The sequence below is a fragment of the Marinicella sediminis genome, from assembly GCF_002000055.1.
Classification (GTDB): domain Bacteria; phylum Pseudomonadota; class Gammaproteobacteria; order Xanthomonadales; family Marinicellaceae; genus Marinicella; species Marinicella sediminis.
In genome coordinates this window covers 326,132-342,317 of the sequence record NZ_MVBD01000004.1, presented here as the reverse complement: position 1 = coordinate 342,317, position 16,186 = coordinate 326,132, and the positions used below count along the sequence as shown (strand labels likewise).

Genomic DNA, 16,186 nt, shown 5'->3' with positions numbered 1-16,186 from the left:
ATCATGAAAATCACCGGCCAGGGTTTCGTTGTTGAAGCCGTTTTCATGGTAAATGTCCAGATGACCATCATTGTTAAAATCAGCCAGGCAGGCACCCCAGCCCCAGTAGCCCTGACGGACGCCAGCGGCATCAGTGACATCGATGAAGTTGCCACTACCGGTGTTTTCATAGAGCCGGTTGCCGGTGATGCCCCAATTGCCTTCAGGGATGCCGTCGGGATCCCAGATGCTGGTGACAAACCAATCGAGGTCGCCGTCGTTGTCATAGTCAGCAACGGCACTGCCCATACCGTTTTCATCGGTAATGAACGGCGGTTGGCTGGCCAGGAAAGAAGGTTCTCCGGCAGGAAAGCCCTGATGGTAAAAAATGCGGGTGCGGCCAAAGTCTGATGCCACCAGGACATCTGGAAAGCCATCCTCATTGATGTCGGTGATGTGTGGCGTGAAGGTGAATTTGTCCAGGTTGATGTTTTGTGTGGTGCCCAGGTAATCCACGGTGACGTCGGTGAATTGTCCGGTCCCATCATTTTCCCAAAACAGTTGTTTACTGAACGTATCGTCCGAATTCCAGTGGGTCATGAATAAGTCGAGGTCACCATCCAGGTCCAGATCACCAAATGATCCGGCATAAGAGGGCATGCCGGAGGTGAATCCTGAGCTCTGTGCATTTTCGGTGAAGCTGCCGTCACCCTGGTTGATGAACAAGCGGGGTCGGTTTTCCAGCAGGTCAGGATCACTGCCCACTGGCTGTGCCCAGGATTGCAATGAAAACACCACCAGGTCAAGGTCGGTATCACCGTCTACATCGGCAAACACCGGACCGCTGCCGAGGATATCAAATAAATCAACCCCAGCCTGTTGGGCCACGTTGCTGAAGGTGCCATCGCCATTGTTTCTGAACAGGCCGTTGTGGTTCTGGCTGCCGCCGATGAGGTAAAAATCAGGAAATCCATCAAAGTCATAATCGCCTGTGGCGCCACCGGAAGCCACAAAAGTGGATTCCCTTAATTGTGGTGGGTTATTCACATGGCTGAAAATCAATTGGCTTTCAGTGGTGACTTCAGTGAACGATTGCGACAGGAGTTGGGCTGACCACAATGTCAGCAACGCGAACAATGAGGCTTTGATGATGTGACGGTTCATATCGGGTGGTTGATTCAGTGACTTTGGTCATTGTACCAAGCCACCCTTTTATTACCAGTGTTAAGCTTCGTTGTTTGTTTCGATGGTGCATTCGATGGCTGGTTGACGCAGGTTGTATTGAGAAGCCATCACTGCTCCATAAGCGCCGGTATTGGCGATCAGCACCACATCCCCCACCTGGGTTTTGGGCATCTTGCGGTCAATCCCCAGTACATCTCCGGTTTCACACATCGGCCCCACAATGTTGGCGGTGTATTCTGTGGGTGCATCCAGCTGGCTTAAATTGACAATGTTGTGCCAGGCACCGTACAGGGCCGGACGGATCAGCGAATTCATGCCGGTTTCAATGCCGATGTAGCCCTGATTGCCTTTCCATTTGGTTTGCGTTACCCGGGCCAGCAGTACGCCGCAATGAGCCACCAGATAACGACCGGGTTCCATCCACAGGCTGATGCCCGGATGACGCTTCTTAAACGCCCGTAATGCGTCATTGAGGGCGTTCATATCCAGCCCGGCGTCACCGGGGTTTTCGCGAATGCCCAGACCACCACCAATGTTGATGATGCGGGTGTCAGGGAAATGCTCCAGGCAGGCACCCAGATAATCCGCAATCCGCGCCCAGTTGTTGTGGTCAAGGATGCCACTGCCAGAATGGGCATGCAGCCCGGCGACCGTAACCTGGTGTTGTTGGCACCAGTTGGCAACGCGTTCAATGTCGCCTACCGGGATGCCGAATTTAGAATGTTCGCCGGCGGTCCTGACGTACCTGTGGTGGCCACTGCCGTGGCCTGGATCCAATCGCAGGATAACCCGTTGTCCGCTGAACACCTCAGGGTTATCAAACAACAGGGATGGGTTATCAATGGTGACGTGCACCCCGGCATCAAGGGCTTGCTGGTATTCTGCAACCGGGGCAAAGTTCGGTGTGAACAGGATCCGTTCAGCCGGAATATCCGGACAGCTTTGGCGAACCCGTTCAATTTCTGCCGGTGAAACGGTTTCCAGATTGATGCCGGCTGCATACAGGTGGCTGATCACTGCCGGGTGTGAATTGGCTTTGCTGGCATAAAAAATCTGATCCACGGCGGTGAGTGCCTGCAATGAGTTCACCTGGTGACTGATGGTCGGCAAGTGATAGACATAGCAAGGTGATTGTTCAGCCGCCATGGTGATGAGGTCAGCTGCGTGGTTTTGCCACCAGGCCCGGGAGATCTCAGGGACTTCGCTTTGATCTGCAATCAGCTCAGTCCAGGTGGGACCAAAATCATCAATTTCTTTGTCTTCAATGATCAGCACTTCATGCAGGGCCCTGACCAGTTTATCGGCCTGGTCTTCGTCGACCACGAAGGTTTGGTTTAAATCGTTGCTTGATTGGGTGGTGATGTACACCCGTTGATCAGCAAAAGTAGACATGACCGGGGCGATTTTATCAGACAGGGCACGGATCCGGTATCCAACCAAGGTCACCGCCGAGCAATTTTCAATGATCTCAACTTCGCAATAATCAGCCAGGGCTGTCTTCAGCTGTTCCAGGATGTTGTCGGTCAGGACGTTGTCCATGTTGTCCAGTGAAATGGTGATGTTGGTTTGGGCGGTGGATACCAAATCGATGGACAATCCCAGTTTTTTATAGATCCCAAACACATCACCCATGAAGCCAGCCTGATGCCACATGTTGATCGATTCCATGGATACCAGGGTCACCTGGTGGCGACTGTTGATGGCCGACACCCGGGGTTTTTTGGCGGCGTGTTCAGTGGCCAGTACCGTACCGGCGGCATCCGGGTGATTGGTGTTCTTGATCAGCAGTGGGATGTTGTGTTGTTCGACCGGCAGGATGCACCTGGGGTGGAGCACCTTGCCGCCACTGGCGGCAATTTCCCTGGCTTCCTGATACCCCAGGGATAACAGCAATCTGGCATTGGGAATGACATGCGGATTGGCACTGAAAATGCCGTGCACATCGGTCCATATTTCTAATTGTATGGCCTGCAGAATGACCGCCATGTAGGCAGCTGTGGTGTCTGACCCGCCGCGACCCAATAATACGGTGTTACCCTGGTGATCAGCGGCGTAAAAACCTGGCATCACACAGCAGTCAGACTGCAGTGTTTGGCTTTTTTCAGGGTTTGGTCTGACCAGACATTTGGCAGACAAAATCTGTGATTCGGCACTGCGCTGGTCTTCAGTGGTGCTGATTAACCAGGCTTTGGGATCTGCGCTTTCGGCTTTTGTGTGGCGAGACAGAAAAGCCATGATCAACTGGTGGGTGCTGCGCTCTCCCAGGGCAAGCCATTCGGCCTGCTGCCAGTTGTTCAGCTCGGGGTGTTGATGGAGCTCTTCCAATAAAGCCAGTTGTTTTGCGGCCAACTGAACATCTACCGACAATTCTGTAGCCAGTTCGGTCAGGCGACTGATGAAATCACTTCTGATGTCACGGCCCTGATGGATGCGCTCTGTCAGCAGGTTGGTCAGTCCGCTGGCGGCTGAATGGACCAATAAGACCCGGTGTCCCTGTTTGTTCTTGTGTTTAACGATGCCAACAATTTTTTGCCATTTCGCCAAACTGGAAACCGATGTTCCGCCAAACTTTAAGACCACCCATGAATTCAAGGTTTCACCTTTGTGTTGTGTTAAAAACAGCAAACTTTAGGGAAAAAAAATAATTCATGCAAGTAATATCGTTTAATATGTTTCTTTCTTATAAGTAACCCGGATTGGACGAGTTTAATGAGTGAGCAGACAAAACTGAATTGGCAACAGGTCAGGTGGCAATGTAAGGCCGGTGATCTGGGATTTGAAACCACTGATGACATCGAACCAATGGATGTCATTGTAGGCCAGGAGAATGCCCTGGAAGCCCTGCAGTTTGCCATTGAATGTGATGCCTATGGTCAAAATGTATATGTCAGAGGGCTCAGTGGTACCGGCCGGATGAGCATGGTGTCGAGGATCCTCAGAGATGTCAAACCAGCGGCCAATAACCGCAAAGAACACAGTTATGTGGCTAATTTTGATCAGCCTGACCGGCCGCGATTGATCAGCTTGCCGGCTGGCCAAGGCATTAAGTTCAAAGACATGATGGAGCAATTAAGCTCATTCATTGCCGATGATTTGCAAAAGTCCATGGAGTCAGAGCAGTTACTTAAGGCCCGTGATAAGGCGCAGAAAGCCCATCAGGATAAAGCTGAAAAGCTGACCAAGCCTTTTGAAAAGGATTTGGCTTCAGCTGGATTCGCCATGTTGAATGTCAATGGTCCACAAGGCCAGCAAACCATCATTGCTCCGGTGCTTGATGAACAAGTGATTGATCCGCCTACCTGGCAACAAAAAGTACAAGCCGGTGAGTTGGATGAAGCCCGGCAAAAGGAGATCATGGATCAGCAGCAGGCTTACAGCAAAAAACTGGAAGAGTTGGGGCGGAAAATTGCTGAGATCAATGAAGCAGGTTCGCAAGCCATCAAAGCCATCTATGAGTCTCATGTGTCGTCCAAAATTGACCAGAAGCTGGCGCAATTTGGTAAACAGTTTTCAGATGAGCAGGTGGCTGATTTTCTTGTGGATGTCAAAGGTGATGTTTTGGATCAGTACTTTTATCAGAATCAAAAAGGCTACGATCCACATGAACGCTATGCAGTCAATTTATTGGTGCATCATGAAGACCACAAAGAAACACCGGTGTTGGTTGAGCGGGTGCCATCCATGCAGAACCTGCTGGGCAGTATCGAAAGCAAATGGGGCGACAACGGTCCGGTCATGGCTGACCACATGAGTATAGTCGGTGGTTCTCTGTTGCGTGCTGATGGTGGGTTTTTGGTGCTGGATGCCAGGGATTTGCTGGCCGAGCCCGGCGCCTGGAAAACCCTGATCAGAACCATTAAAAACGAATTGCTGGAAATTGTTCCTGCTGAAATGAGCTGGCCTTTTGGTCAGCCGGCACTCAAACCTGAACCCATTCCTGTGAGTATTCGGGTGATTTTATTGGGTGACTCCGGGGTGTATTACTTTCTGGATAACCAGGATCCTGATTTCCCGGAATTATTTAAAGTGCTGGCTGATTTTGATTCGGTCATAGAGCGAAACAAACGGGGTTTTGCCAATTATGCTGGCATCATTGCCAAAATCATCAAAGAGGATGGCTTGTTGCCCTTTGATGCGGCTGGTGTGGCGCGATTGATTGAACATGGTGCCCGGGTCTGTTCACAGGGCGATAAGCTCACCGCCAAGTTTTCCAGGGTGGCAGACCTGGCCAGAGAGGCCAGTTACCTGGCTCATAAGGCAGGGAAAAAACTGGCGATTGGCAGCGATGTTAAGTCAGCGGTGATGCGGACCAAAAAACGAGCCGGATTATCATCCCGGAAATTTCAGGAGCGGCTGAATGATGGTACCATCAACCTGGATACCAGCGGTCACACGGTTGGTCAGATCAATGGTTTGGCGGTGATACATGCCGGTCCGATTGTTTATGGCTTCCCATCCAGAATAACCACCACCATAGGCCCGGGTCGTGCCGGAGTCATTGACATTGAAGGCATGGCTGGAAAATCAGGTTCCATTCACACCAAAGGCTTCCAGATTTTGGGTGGCTTGCTGCGGCACATGTTACCGCTTGATCATCCATTGACCTTTTCGGCCTCCATCGCTTTTGAACAAAGCTACGGAGGCATTGATGGTGATTCAGCTTCTGGCGCAGAATTTTGTTGTCTGATTTCTGCACTGACCAATTTACCCATTAATCAGGGTTTTTCCATGACCGGCGCCATTGATCAGCATGGCAGAGTGCAGGCCATTGGCGGGGTGAATGAGAAAATCGAAGGATTTTTTGATACCTGTCATCAACGCGGTCTGACTGGAGAGCAGGGCGTGATTATTCCCCAGGCCAATGCAGCAGAGCTCATGCTTCGCGATGATGTACAACTGGCCTGCAAAGAAGGGCTGTTTTCGATCCATGCAGTCAGTCACATCACGGAAGCCATGGAAGTGCTGATGGGGCAGCCTGCCGGGGTGTTGATTGATGGGGTTTATGCGGAAAATACCATCATGGATAAGGCCATGAGAATGGCTAAAAAATACTGGAAAAACACACAAGCCAAAGTGTAGAATTGTGACCGGGTTCACACTGGTTAACAATCATTTTAAGAAAAGTTCATATCTTTATGATATTGCTTGAATATTTTAAATGCCTTTGTTATAGTGATTATGGTACGAAACTATTTATAGAACCGGTTGTCTTAGTCAGTAACTTATTTCATCAGGAGCGGTTGTGAAACACAACACTTACAACATCACAAAAATATGTGCCCTTCTGGCATTTTGTGGCTTGGTGAATGCGCAACAGGACAAGTCCTTTCAGCCCTTTGAGATTGCCGTTGGTAAAATGGCAGTGAATACCATCGACCCGATCCAGATGCCTTCATCTGACTCCCCATTGACTTACCAGGGTTCGGTGCTTAATGGCACCAGTCAATTTGATTTTTTACAGGACCGAGACCGTGGTTACCAGGTCAGTAAGAATCAGCAGGGTTTGTTTGGTGAAGAATTGGTTATGGGCATGAAGTTTGCCGATTGGCTGACATTGCGATTGAGTGTGATTGATGAAGACCAGCCATTTAATCTGTTCAATGGACAGCCAGTGAATGCCAACCCTTCATCGGATGACTTGATGGGTTATCAGTTTGGGGTGAGTTCGGTTTTGAACCTCAGTCAGAACTGGCGATTTGGGATCGATCTTGGCATGGGTAAAGTCGGCGGAGATATCCTGGGTCTTTATGAAGATCAGGTAGAGACCACCCGATTGGGATTTGGAGTCAGAAATCAAAAATTCGGTGCCACCTTCCAGTCAGATTTCATGAACAGCAAATCATCCAATCAGATTGATCAGTCAACCATCGATCTGCAAGTTGATTGGCATTTCACCAAAGATGGCACCTTGTCATTTGGCGCCAGACGTAACATCACTGATTCGGCTACCAATGGAGCCAGCATTGATGAACTGACCGGTACCGTTCCTTACATTAAATTCAAACACAACCTCTGATCAGTATCCCCCGCGGCAGTTTATTCATGACTCGCATTGGCCATTTGTATCAAATTCGTACCGGCTTAATTGGTTTGGTGTTTTTGATGTTGGTCGCTTGTGTTAACAACCCTAAAATCCATACCGGAACTAAAAACTGGCAACCCCTGGCTGCTGGCACGTCATTTGTTTTGACTGGCAAAATGGCTTTTTCAGATGGTGATCAGGGTGGCAGTGGACAATTGGAGTGGGTCCAGAAGCAGGATTCATTACAAGTCACCCTGAAAGCACCTTTAAGCAAACGCAGCTGGCAGCTGACTGAACAATCTGATTATTCAATGATTCGCCAGGATGACGGCCAGACCAGTTATGCCGACAATACCGATGAATTGGTGGATGCTCAACTGGGTTGGGATGTCCCCTGGCAGGCACTCAGGCAATGGGTCAGGGGAGAGCACACGGCAAATGGCAGCAGATCAACTGATGAGCAGGGTGATGTAATGATCAACGACCAGGGATGGCAAATCGTGTATACCCGGTTTAAAGCCACGCCGGATGGTCAGTCCTACCCGTCACGGATTACCGCACGAAATGGATCCCATTCGATCAAATTGGTGATCAAATCATGGCAATGGTAACCAGCCACTGTTTGAGTCCTGCGAAAATCAACCTGATGTTGAGGATTCTGGGTCAGCGGGAAGATGGTTATCACAATCTACAGACCTTGTTTCAGATTCTGGACTGGGGTGATGACATGACCTTCCAACAGGTCAATCAGAATGGACAATGTCAAATCCGGATTACAGGTTTTAATGATGTCCCCGAAGAGCAAAATCTGATTCATCAGGCAGCCCAATTGCTCAGGCCGATGGCCCGTAAACAGTCGGATTGGCTGATCGATGTCAACAAAAGAATCCCTCAGGGAGCTGGTCTTGGTGGTGGCAGTTCCAATGCCGCCATGACCTTATTAATGATGAATGGGTATTGGGACTGTGGTTTGTGTCAGGAACGGTTATTGCAACTGGGTAATCAATTGGGGGCTGATGTGCCGCTGTTCATTCATGGCCGTGCGGCCTTGGCTGGTGGTACGGGTAATGAGTTGATCAGCTGTCAGTTTGATACCCCCTGGGTGTTGTTGCTTTTACCCGATATTCACATCAGCACCGCTAGACTGTTTCAACACAATGACCTGAGACGCAATCAGCAATGCATTGACACTGCATTGCTGCATCATCAGGATCTATGGATCAACGACTTTTTTCCCTTGCTGTTGTCCATTGATCAGTCATTGCGACAACTTTATCAGCAACTGCACCACCTGAATCCCGTCAGGTTGTCGGGTACCGGTTCTGCGATGTTTGTTTTGTGCAAATCGAGAGCAGAAGCGGAAGCTGCGCAAAGCCAGTTACCACAGGGCTTACGCAGTGTTGTGGTGCAAGCCAAAGCGGCACACAGCACAGGAGTTGAAAAAAACCAGTAATTTTTGAAAAATGGGCTTTGCATTCAAATTTTATCTGGTTATAATATGCCGCCTTTGAGACGCATTGTTGTGTTTCACAGAAAGAGTTAAACTCGCGAATTGGGATGTCGCCAAGTGGCTAAGGCACCAGGTTTTGATCCTGGCATTCGCAGGTTCGAGTCCTGCCATCCCAGCCATATTTATGATGCCTGCGCCCAGCGCGGGCATACTTATATCTGAGGCTAGAAAATGTTCGATCGTGGAATCAGGTTGTTTTCCGGCAATGCCAATCCGGCATTGGGACAAAAGATTGCCGACAATTTAGGCGTTCCACTGGGCCGTGCCAAGGTGGGTCGTTTCAGTGACGGTGAAGTCTCAGTAGAAATCAGGGATAATGTCCGCGGACAGGATATCTTTCTGATCCAACCGACATGTCGCCCGACAGCAGATAATTTCATGGAATTGGTGGTTATGGTGGATGCTTTAAAACGCGCTTCTGCCAAAACAGTTACGGCTGTGATTCCTTATTTTGGTTATGCCAGGCAAGACCGCAGACCCAGATCCTCAAGGGTGCCGATCACCGCCAAAGTGGCTGCTAAAATGATTGCTGCAGTGGGTGTGGACCGGGTGTTAACGGTTGATTTACACGCGGATCAGATTCAAGGGTTTTTTGACATACCCGTTGATAACGTGTATGCCTCGCCATTGACTTTGGCAGACATGTGGCAGCGTTTTGACAGCAAAGACGTGACCATCGTATCTCCTGACATTGGAGGTGTGGTCAGGGCGAGGGCCATCGCCAAAAGACTGGGTTGTGAACTGGCGATCATTGATAAGCGACGCCCCAAACCCAACATGGCCAAAGTCATGAACATCATTGGTGATGTCAAAGATCAGATTTGTATTCTGGTCGATGACATGATCGATACCGCAGGAACTTTATGTGCCGCTTCCACCGCATTAAAAGAATGGGGTGCTAAAGAAGTTCATGCTTATTGTGTGCATCCGGTATTGTCCGGTGATGCCATCAACAACATCGAAGCATCCGGACTGACTGAATTGGTGGTCACTGACACCATACCCCTTCGTCAGGAAGCCCTGGATTGCAAAAAAATTCGCCAGTTGTCTGTCGCAGAAATGCTGGGAGAGACCATCAGGCGTATAGCCAACAGAGAATCTGTTAGCTCAATGTACATCGATTGATTGATCGGTGATTAAGCCCTGGTCGCAAGGGCATTATTATTTTATAGGAATTTATTATGGCTATTTTTAAAGTAGACGCAGAAGTCCGTGAAGATGTAGGGAAAGGTGCGAGCCGCCGCTTACGTCATGCAGGATTGGTTCCAGTTGTGTTGTACGGTGGTGGCAGAGATCCACGTAACCTGACCCTTAATCACAACAAGGTTTTGCGTTTAATCGAAGACGAAGCATTCTTTTCAAGCATCATTGAATTTTCTGCTGATGGTGGTAAAAAACAAAAAGTTGTTTTGAAGGACGTGCAAAGACATCCTGCCAAACCTGTGATCATGCACATGGACTTCATGCGTGTTGATGACAAACATGAAATTGTGATGAACGTGCCTTTACATTTTGAAGGTGGCGAAGATTCACCAGCCGGTAAATCTTCACGGGTAATGATTGATTATCAAATGAATGAAGTTGAAATCACTTGTTTCCCTAAAGACTTACCAGAATTTATTTCTGTGGATGTTTCTGCATTCACAGCAGGTGACAACCTGCACCTGAGTGATCTGAAACTGCCTGAAGGTGTTACCCTGGTGGCATTTACCCATGGTGAAAATGAAACTCATGATGCGGTTGTGGTCTCTACATCTGCCATTGGACAGGCTGAAACTGAAGAAACTGCTGAATCTGAAGCAGCTACTGAAGAAGATTCCAAAGAATCAGAAGACTGATTTGTCTCAGGAGGGGTGAGTAGTTCACCCCTCCACACAGATTTTATGAAAGTGATCTTTGGCCTGGGGAATCCAGGCGAAAAATATCAACATACCCGCCACAATGCCGGATTCTGGTACGCCGATTTGTTGGCAGACAAATACCACGGTGTCTTCAAAACTGAAAAAAAATTCAAAGCTGAAGTTGCCACCATTGACATCCTCAACCACAAAGTTTTCCTGGTTAAACCACAAACCTTTATGAATTGCTCGGGTCAAAGTGTGATCCCCTTTGTCAATTTTTACCGCATCAAACCAGAAAACGTATTGGTGGCCTATGACGAATTGGACATTGCAGCCGGTACAGCCAAATTAAAAAAATCTGGTGGTCATGGAGGGCACAATGGACTGCGGGATATCATTCCTGGACTGGGTCCTGATTTTCGTCGCTTGCGCATTGGTATTGGTCACCCCGGAGACAAATCCAAAGTAACTCCATGGGTATTAGGCAGACCTTCATTGGATGACATTATCATGATTGAACGTTGTCTGGATCGTTGTGTGGCCATCACAGATGATCTGGTCACTGGTGCCTGGGACCGGGCGATGAAAAGCCTTCACACAGCAGACGCTGATAAATAATCACCCACCAATTGAGAGAACGTTTGTTGGTCAACCAGGAAGGCGTCATGCCCCTGGATTGAATCAGTGACGATGAGTTCACTGTCGACACCACTGTCCAGCAATAAATGATGTAACTCCCTTTGTAAATCCACCGGGAATAACAAATCAGTTTCTGCTCCAACCACCAATGCTGAGTGTAAACTGATGTCATTCAACGGATTGGCGCCCCGTGGAGTTCCGTACTGATGTCCGTTAAACCAATCCATGGCCCGTGACAGGTACAGGTAACTGATGGGGTCAAATTTGTGAATGAATTGGTTGGCGTGGTGTTCCAGATAGCTTTCAACCGGGAATTCAATCCCAAAGGGGTGCTGTGGTACTTTTTTCAGGCTGCGGGGAAACCGATCGTTCCATTCTTTGGCTGATCGGTAGCTGAGCATACCAATTTTTCTGGCAAACTTCATGCCTTCTTCAGGCCAGTTGGTGGCTGAGTAATAACCCTGATTGAAATTTTCGTCTTTAAGAATGGCTTCTCTTTGTAATGAGCGGATGGCCGTACTGAATGGTGGTGAAGCCATGCCGGATGCAATGTGCACCAGGTGCCTGGTGTAGTTTTTGTGGTTGAGTATCAGGGCCAAAGCTGACATGCCACCCATTGATGGGCCGATCACTGCCTGTAATTGTTCAATACCCAAAGACTGGCAAAGCAGTACTGAAGTGTTGGCAATGTCTTCAAGACACAGATCAGGAAAGTCAAAACGATAGGGTTGTCCCGTTTTCGGATTTGGGGAACAAGGCCCGGTTGATCCTTTGCAGCTGCCCAGAGAGCTGGCGCAAATAACAAACCATTGATCGGTATCAATGGCTTTGCCCGGTCCAATCATATAGTCCCACCAACCAGCGGTGTCATGCTCGCCGTGTCTGGCCGCATGTGAATCAGCGGATAAGCCAGTCAGGATCAGCAATGCATTGGATTGATCCTCATTGAGGGTGCCCCAGGTTTCATAAGCCAGCAAACCCTGGCTGATCTGACCGCCACGATGAAACCGGTAATCTTCAGGTATTGGATAGAGTTTTAAATAATTGGCCATAGTGTCCCCGAAAAACAAACGGCCCGGGATTTGTACCAGGCCGTTGTGTCGTGCACTTATTGTACCAAAGAGGCTTCACAAGAAGAAGCCTCTTTTTAAACCACCCATCAAGTGGTGTTTCTGAATCTCCTGACATAAACCGCCAGGGCAATGACCACTGCGGCAAACAACAGGCCGTAATAGATATTGCTGCTGGTCAAACCATTGAGCATGGTTCTGATCAGTTCCAGATTGGTTTGTTGCGTGGGATCAAAATCTACGTTTTCGAAGTCAAAGCCCAGTCCTGAGGTAAATGGAGTGGTGGCTTTAGCCATCAGAACCCCGATGGTTTTCAAGACCCCAATCTTTAACACATTGAATTCTACGATCGCGTTGTACCAGTACCAGACAAATCCAGCCAGTAAGGGGGCAAACACGGCCAACAGAAAGGGTCTTCGTTTTGAAAATGAAGAAGCAAAAAGTAACCAGCCATAAATTGGTAAGGCCCAGGCCGCCTGTGCCAGACAACCGATCAGAAAGGCACCCCAGTTATTGATGTAATCGATATTGGCCCACAGCAAGGTGAATGGGTTGACGCCATTGAATAACAGCAACACACTCAGCACCAGATAAAACGCCAGGTGACTGATGATCAGGCAGGCCGTGAACATCAGTGGCACCACTATGATTGCTGTGACCAGCTTCGACATCACGGTTTGCAGATCAGAGACTGGCAGGGATTTCCAGAACAGGATGCTGCCGTCTTTGCGGTCATCATACAAACTACCAAGCAAAAAGAAAAAGATCACTATGAACAACACAAAATGATACAAGGATCCGGTGGACAACATAAAGATATCCAGTGCTGAGGTGATTTTTTCAGGATCAATGTTTTCCAGTTGTTTGGCACCCAGTTCAATGGCTTGTCCGCTGTTGATCTTCAGATCAAATCGTTCAGTGGTGAAGTATGCCAATAACAAGATCACAATGGTGATGGCGCCGATGATCAAGGGTGTTTTCAGAAACGCACCCCGGTGTTCCCAATACTCGCGCATCAATAAAGCTTTGAATGTATTCATGCTGACTCCTCCTGCATCAAGGCCACAAATAAGTCAGAAACAGAAGGCCTCTGAACTTCTCCCAATAACTCGATTTCTTCCCGTGAATGGGCATGAAACAGCATGATGTGTTTACCAAACACTTTGCGCATGGTCAGTGGTTTGTGTGCCAACGCTGCTTCATAATTGTCCTGATTGACCATCACTTCAAAGTATGAACTGGTCAATTCATCCATGTTGGCATCGAGGACGATTTCACCCTCGCGGATGAACACCACATCGGTGAGGATGTGTTCGATTTCTTCCACCTGGTGGGTGGTGATGATGATGGTGCGTTCATTGTCAAAATAGTCATTGAGCAGGTTGTCATAGAATTGTTTTCTGAACAGGATGTCCAGTCCCAGGGTTGGTTCATCCAGTACCAGCAATTTGGCATTGATGGACATCACAATCGCCAAATGCAATTGTGCGGTCATGCCTTTGGATAATTCCTTGACTTTGTGGGTCATCTTGATTTTTGTCTTTGCCAGAAATTGTTTGGCCTGTTCCACGGAAAAATTAGGGTGGGTTTGTTCGGTGAAATGTAATAACTGCTCCACTTTGATCCATTTGGGTAACACAGCCACATCTGCAATGAAGCAGATTTCCTTCATCAGATCAGCCCTTTTCTTGAATGGGTCAATACCCAGAACTTTGAGGTCTCCTTCACATGAGTCCAGTCCCAGGACAGATTTCAACAGCGTGGTTTTGCCTGCGCCATTGGGACCGATCAAGCCCACAATTTTACCTTTATCAATATTGAGATTGACTGACTTTAAGGCCTGAAAGCTGCCAAATTTTTTATTGACGTTTTGCGCCGATAAGATATGACTCATTGATTTCTCCCGATCTCTTTTAGCGAGTTGATTAAGTAATTGGTATCTAAGTTTAAATGTTGAATCTTGGTCAGAATTCTTGGCCAGTCTTCATTGATGAATTGTTCATTTTCATTGACTTGCAATTTGTTCATTGCCCCGTCCTGAACAAACATTCCCAGGCCGCGTTTCTTTTCGACCAGTTGTTCATCGACCAGTATCTGGTAAGATTTTGATACGGTGATGGGGTTCACTTTGTATTCAATGGCAACTTGCCTGACTGAAGGCAATGCTTCACCTTCAGTGATGTCACCTGAGAGGATCATTTCTTTGATTTTATCCTTTAACTGCAGGTAAATGGGTTCTTTGTCGTTCCACTGGAAACTCATATCAGCTTACACCTTTGGAATTAATAAATTTAAAGAATCATTAAAATGGTTGCTGGTTTTTTTTTTGCTTATTTTCAACTTGGCTTCAATCTGTACCGGCTTGTTAACTGCTGGCTCTCCTGGTGAGATGGCATAACTCAATGCCACTGAAGTGATCATCGCGCCAAATAAGATGGCTGCTGCGATTAAATTTTTAATGAATTGATACATGATCTTACCCGCTTTGTCTTAGGTGTTATACTTTACTACAACACTACTAAAATAGTCAAGTATGCCAATGGTCATGCATCACAGTCATATGTTATCTATGTGTATGATATATATGATAATAAGTGATTTTTAGCAGTTGGAAAACGGTCGCTTATCAACGATAAGTACCATTATTTCCAGGTACAGGGTACAAACTGGCCCGGGTAATGACCTGTTCTTTTCTGAAGTTGCTGGAAAACAAAAAACAATCCAGCACGTAAGGTAACTCGTTGCCATCATCGTGATCCATGTTCAATGATGACAAGGGCAGTTGTGTGGTGATGGTTTCTGTGGCATAAGTGGTCAGATCAGGCAGGGTCATCGAATTGATTTGAATGGCCTGTTGGTCTTTGATGGCCAGTTGACAGCTGAGTTGGTTATCCATTCGGGTGGCCCGATTGCGGTGGGAAACCCGCAGACGAACTTCATTCTGCCGGAAGTCCAAGCTGATGATTTGAATCAGGCTGGGTAAGTTTGAAAGGTCTTTGCGCGGAGCCCTTTGTCCGCAAGCGGCCAACACAAGTGAGGTGGTGATGATGAGGGTTAAGATTTTTTTCATGATTTTCCAATTGATTTAGGGTCCAGGGCGTCCTGTAATGCGTCGGACAACAGATTAAAGCCCATCACCAGCAAGAATAATAAACCTGAAGCGGTGATGAAATTGGCAAAATGGCCAGCCTGAATGTCCTGGGTTGATTCGGCTATCATCAATCCCCAGCTGATTCCTTCTTTGATACCTAATCCGAGGAAGCTGAGGATGACTTCAGTTTTAATGGCTGAGACGAAGATCAATGTACCTTGGACCAGTAACAGATGTGTGGTGTTAGGGATGATGTGGTTGAGGACAATTTTGAAATGAGATAAGCCAATGGCTTCACCGGCTTCAACGTACTCCATGTTCTTGATGCGTATCACTTCACTGCGAATGACCCTCGCAATACTGGTCCAGAATACGGCAATCATAGCCAGGTGCATGGCAAACAGATGTTGTTTCAGCGCATAGGCAACTGCGGCAACAAATAAATAAAATGGGATTGAATCCAGGACACCCATGACCCATAAAATCAGGCTGTCGGTTTTGCTGTTGGCTTTAAAGCCAGATAAAGTGCCGGCGATCAGGCCCAGTAACAATGAGGCCAGGGTAACCAACAGACCCACTTCAAAAGCCACTTTGGTGGCATAGATACCTCGTGCTGCGATGTCCTGTCCGATGGCATTGGTACCAAACCAGTGGGATGTTGACGGGTGGGCATTGAATTGGGCGCTGGTATCACTCCAGCCATTGCCCCATAAACCAAGCCAGACCCCTGTCGAGATGAATAAAAATAACATCACAATCACCAGACCTGCTATGCCGGCGCGGTCTTTTTTTAATTGATGCCAGGCCATCGCCCATAAGCTGTTGGTTGAAGATGAATAGGACAGCATG

The 16,186-nt window shown here is 47.9% G+C and carries 16 protein-coding genes and 1 tRNA gene; 8 read left to right on the top strand and 9 right to left on the bottom strand.

Annotation, left to right across the window (positions count from 1 at the left end; translation table 11 throughout):
- Together B0475_RS08010 and B0475_RS08005 are read right to left on the bottom strand one after the other, a co-directional pair.
- The coding region (locus B0475_RS08010; protein WP_198538161.1) for an FG-GAP repeat domain-containing protein at positions 1–1,143 on the bottom strand (1,143 nt) is incomplete at its 3' end.
- Between the two features lie 60 nt (positions 1,144–1,203).
- Positions 1,204–3,756 carry a bifunctional aspartate kinase/diaminopimelate decarboxylase gene (locus B0475_RS08005; RefSeq protein WP_157892795.1) on the bottom strand — a complete coding sequence of 851 codons (2,553 nt, stop codon included), beginning with the start codon at positions 3,754–3,756 and terminating at the stop codon, positions 1,204–1,206.
- A 117-nt stretch (positions 3,757–3,873) separates the two neighbouring features.
- Here B0475_RS08005 and B0475_RS08000 point away from each other — a divergent pair, with 117 nt between their 5' ends.
- The 8 genes from B0475_RS08000 (at position 3,874) to pth (ending at position 11,155) form a co-directional block, all read left to right on the top strand.
- Positions 3,874–6,243, top strand: coding sequence for a Lon protease family protein (locus tag B0475_RS08000; protein ID WP_077411277.1), 2,370 nt, complete (start codon positions 3,874–3,876; stop codon positions 6,241–6,243).
- Positions 6,244–6,406: 163 nt separating this feature from the next.
- Positions 6,407–7,180: a hypothetical protein gene (locus tag B0475_RS07995; protein ID WP_077411276.1), complete on the top strand. Its 774-nt coding sequence runs from the start codon at positions 6,407–6,409 to the stop codon at positions 7,178–7,180.
- Positions 7,181–7,206: 26 nt separating this feature from the next.
- Positions 7,207–7,797 (top strand): lipoprotein insertase outer membrane protein LolB, encoded by a 591-nt coding sequence (lolB, locus tag B0475_RS07990; RefSeq protein WP_077411275.1) that lies wholly within the window; start codon positions 7,207–7,209, stop codon positions 7,795–7,797.
- Positions 7,785–8,639: a 4-(cytidine 5'-diphospho)-2-C-methyl-D-erythritol kinase gene (gene ispE / locus B0475_RS07985; RefSeq protein WP_077411274.1), complete on the top strand. Its 855-nt coding sequence runs from the start codon at positions 7,785–7,787 to the stop codon at positions 8,637–8,639. Before lolB ends, ispE begins: the two co-directional genes overlap by 13 nt.
- A 100-nt stretch (positions 8,640–8,739) precedes the next feature.
- Positions 8,740–8,815: transfer RNA gene (locus tag B0475_RS07980), tRNA-Gln, on the top strand.
- A 52-nt stretch (positions 8,816–8,867) separates the two neighbouring features.
- The gene (locus tag B0475_RS07975) at positions 8,868–9,821 is read left to right on the top strand and encodes a ribose-phosphate diphosphokinase (RefSeq protein WP_077411273.1); all 954 of its coding nucleotides are present in this window, start codon (positions 8,868–8,870) and stop codon (positions 9,819–9,821) included.
- Positions 9,822–9,877: 56 nt separating this feature from the next.
- Positions 9,878–10,534: a 50S ribosomal protein L25/general stress protein Ctc gene (locus B0475_RS07970; RefSeq protein WP_077411272.1), complete on the top strand. Its 657-nt coding sequence runs from the start codon at positions 9,878–9,880 to the stop codon at positions 10,532–10,534.
- A gap of 45 nt (positions 10,535–10,579) precedes the next feature.
- Positions 10,580–11,155 (top strand): aminoacyl-tRNA hydrolase, encoded by a 576-nt coding sequence (gene pth / locus B0475_RS07965; RefSeq protein ID WP_077411271.1) that lies wholly within the window; start codon positions 10,580–10,582, stop codon positions 11,153–11,155.
- On the opposite strand, the gene metX is transcribed toward pth, so the two are convergent.
- The 7 genes from metX to B0475_RS07935 form a co-directional block, all read right to left on the bottom strand.
- Positions 11,131–12,228, bottom strand: a complete 1,098-nt coding sequence (gene metX, locus B0475_RS07960) for a homoserine O-acetyltransferase MetX (protein WP_077411270.1) — start codon at positions 12,226–12,228, stop codon at positions 11,131–11,133. The two genes, pth and metX, sit on opposite strands and share 25 nt — an antisense overlap.
- Positions 12,229–12,335: 107 nt before the next feature.
- Positions 12,336–13,286 carry a hypothetical protein gene (locus tag B0475_RS07955; RefSeq protein ID WP_077411269.1) on the bottom strand — a complete coding sequence of 317 codons (951 nt, stop codon included), beginning with the start codon at positions 13,284–13,286 and terminating at the stop codon, positions 12,336–12,338.
- Positions 13,283–14,140, bottom strand: a complete 858-nt coding sequence (locus B0475_RS07950) for an ABC transporter ATP-binding protein (protein ID WP_077411268.1) — start codon at positions 14,138–14,140, stop codon at positions 13,283–13,285. Before B0475_RS07950 ends, B0475_RS07955 begins: the two co-directional genes overlap by 4 nt.
- A complete protein-coding gene (locus B0475_RS07945) occupies positions 14,137–14,508 on the bottom strand; it encodes a GntR family transcriptional regulator (protein ID WP_077411267.1) in 372 nt (123 codons plus the stop codon). Before B0475_RS07945 ends, B0475_RS07950 begins: the two co-directional genes overlap by 4 nt.
- Positions 14,509–14,514: 6 nt before the next feature.
- Positions 14,515–14,718: a hypothetical protein gene (locus B0475_RS17640; RefSeq protein ID WP_157892793.1), complete on the bottom strand. Its 204-nt coding sequence runs from the start codon at positions 14,716–14,718 to the stop codon at positions 14,515–14,517.
- A gap of 154 nt (positions 14,719–14,872) precedes the next feature.
- The gene (locus B0475_RS07940; RefSeq protein ID WP_077411266.1) at positions 14,873–15,316 is read right to left on the bottom strand and encodes a hypothetical protein; all 444 of its coding nucleotides are present in this window, start codon (positions 15,314–15,316) and stop codon (positions 14,873–14,875) included.
- On the bottom strand, positions 15,313–16,185 hold the full coding sequence (locus B0475_RS07935) for an ABC transporter permease (protein ID WP_077411265.1): 873 nt from the start codon (positions 16,183–16,185) through the stop codon (positions 15,313–15,315). Before B0475_RS07935 ends, B0475_RS07940 begins: the two co-directional genes overlap by 4 nt.
- Between the last annotated feature and the right edge of the window lies 1 nt (position 16,186).

Coding starts and splice junctions, on each gene's coding strand:
- pth (WP_077411271.1), top strand. CDS start 10,580: ATGAAAGTGATCTTTGGCCTGGGGAATCCAGGCGAAAAATATCAACAT.
- lolB (WP_077411275.1), top strand. CDS start 7,207: ATGACTCGCATTGGCCATTTGTATCAAATTCGTACCGGCTTAATTGGT.
- B0475_RS07945 (WP_077411267.1), bottom strand. CDS start 14,508: ATGAGTTTCCAGTGGAACGACAAAGAACCCATTTACCTGCAGTTAAAG.
- metX (WP_077411270.1), bottom strand. CDS start 12,228: ATGGCCAATTATTTAAAACTCTATCCAATACCTGAAGATTACCGGTTT.
- B0475_RS07975 (WP_077411273.1), top strand. CDS start 8,868: ATGTTCGATCGTGGAATCAGGTTGTTTTCCGGCAATGCCAATCCGGCA.
- B0475_RS07950 (WP_077411268.1), bottom strand. CDS start 14,140: ATGAGTCATATCTTATCGGCGCAAAACGTCAATAAAAAATTTGGCAGC.
- B0475_RS07940 (WP_077411266.1), bottom strand. CDS start 15,316: ATGAAAAAAATCTTAACCCTCATCATCACCACCTCACTTGTGTTGGCC.
- B0475_RS07955 (WP_077411269.1), bottom strand. CDS start 13,286: ATGAATACATTCAAAGCTTTATTGATGCGCGAGTATTGGGAACACCGG.
- B0475_RS07935 (WP_077411265.1), bottom strand. CDS start 16,185: ATGCTGTCCTATTCATCTTCAACCAACAGCTTATGGGCGATGGCCTGG.
- B0475_RS07970 (WP_077411272.1), top strand. CDS start 9,878: ATGGCTATTTTTAAAGTAGACGCAGAAGTCCGTGAAGATGTAGGGAAA.
- ispE (WP_077411274.1), top strand. CDS start 7,785: ATGGCAATGGTAACCAGCCACTGTTTGAGTCCTGCGAAAATCAACCTG.
- B0475_RS08000 (WP_077411277.1), top strand. CDS start 3,874: ATGAGTGAGCAGACAAAACTGAATTGGCAACAGGTCAGGTGGCAATGT.
- B0475_RS17640 (WP_157892793.1), bottom strand. CDS start 14,718: ATGTATCAATTCATTAAAAATTTAATCGCAGCAGCCATCTTATTTGGC.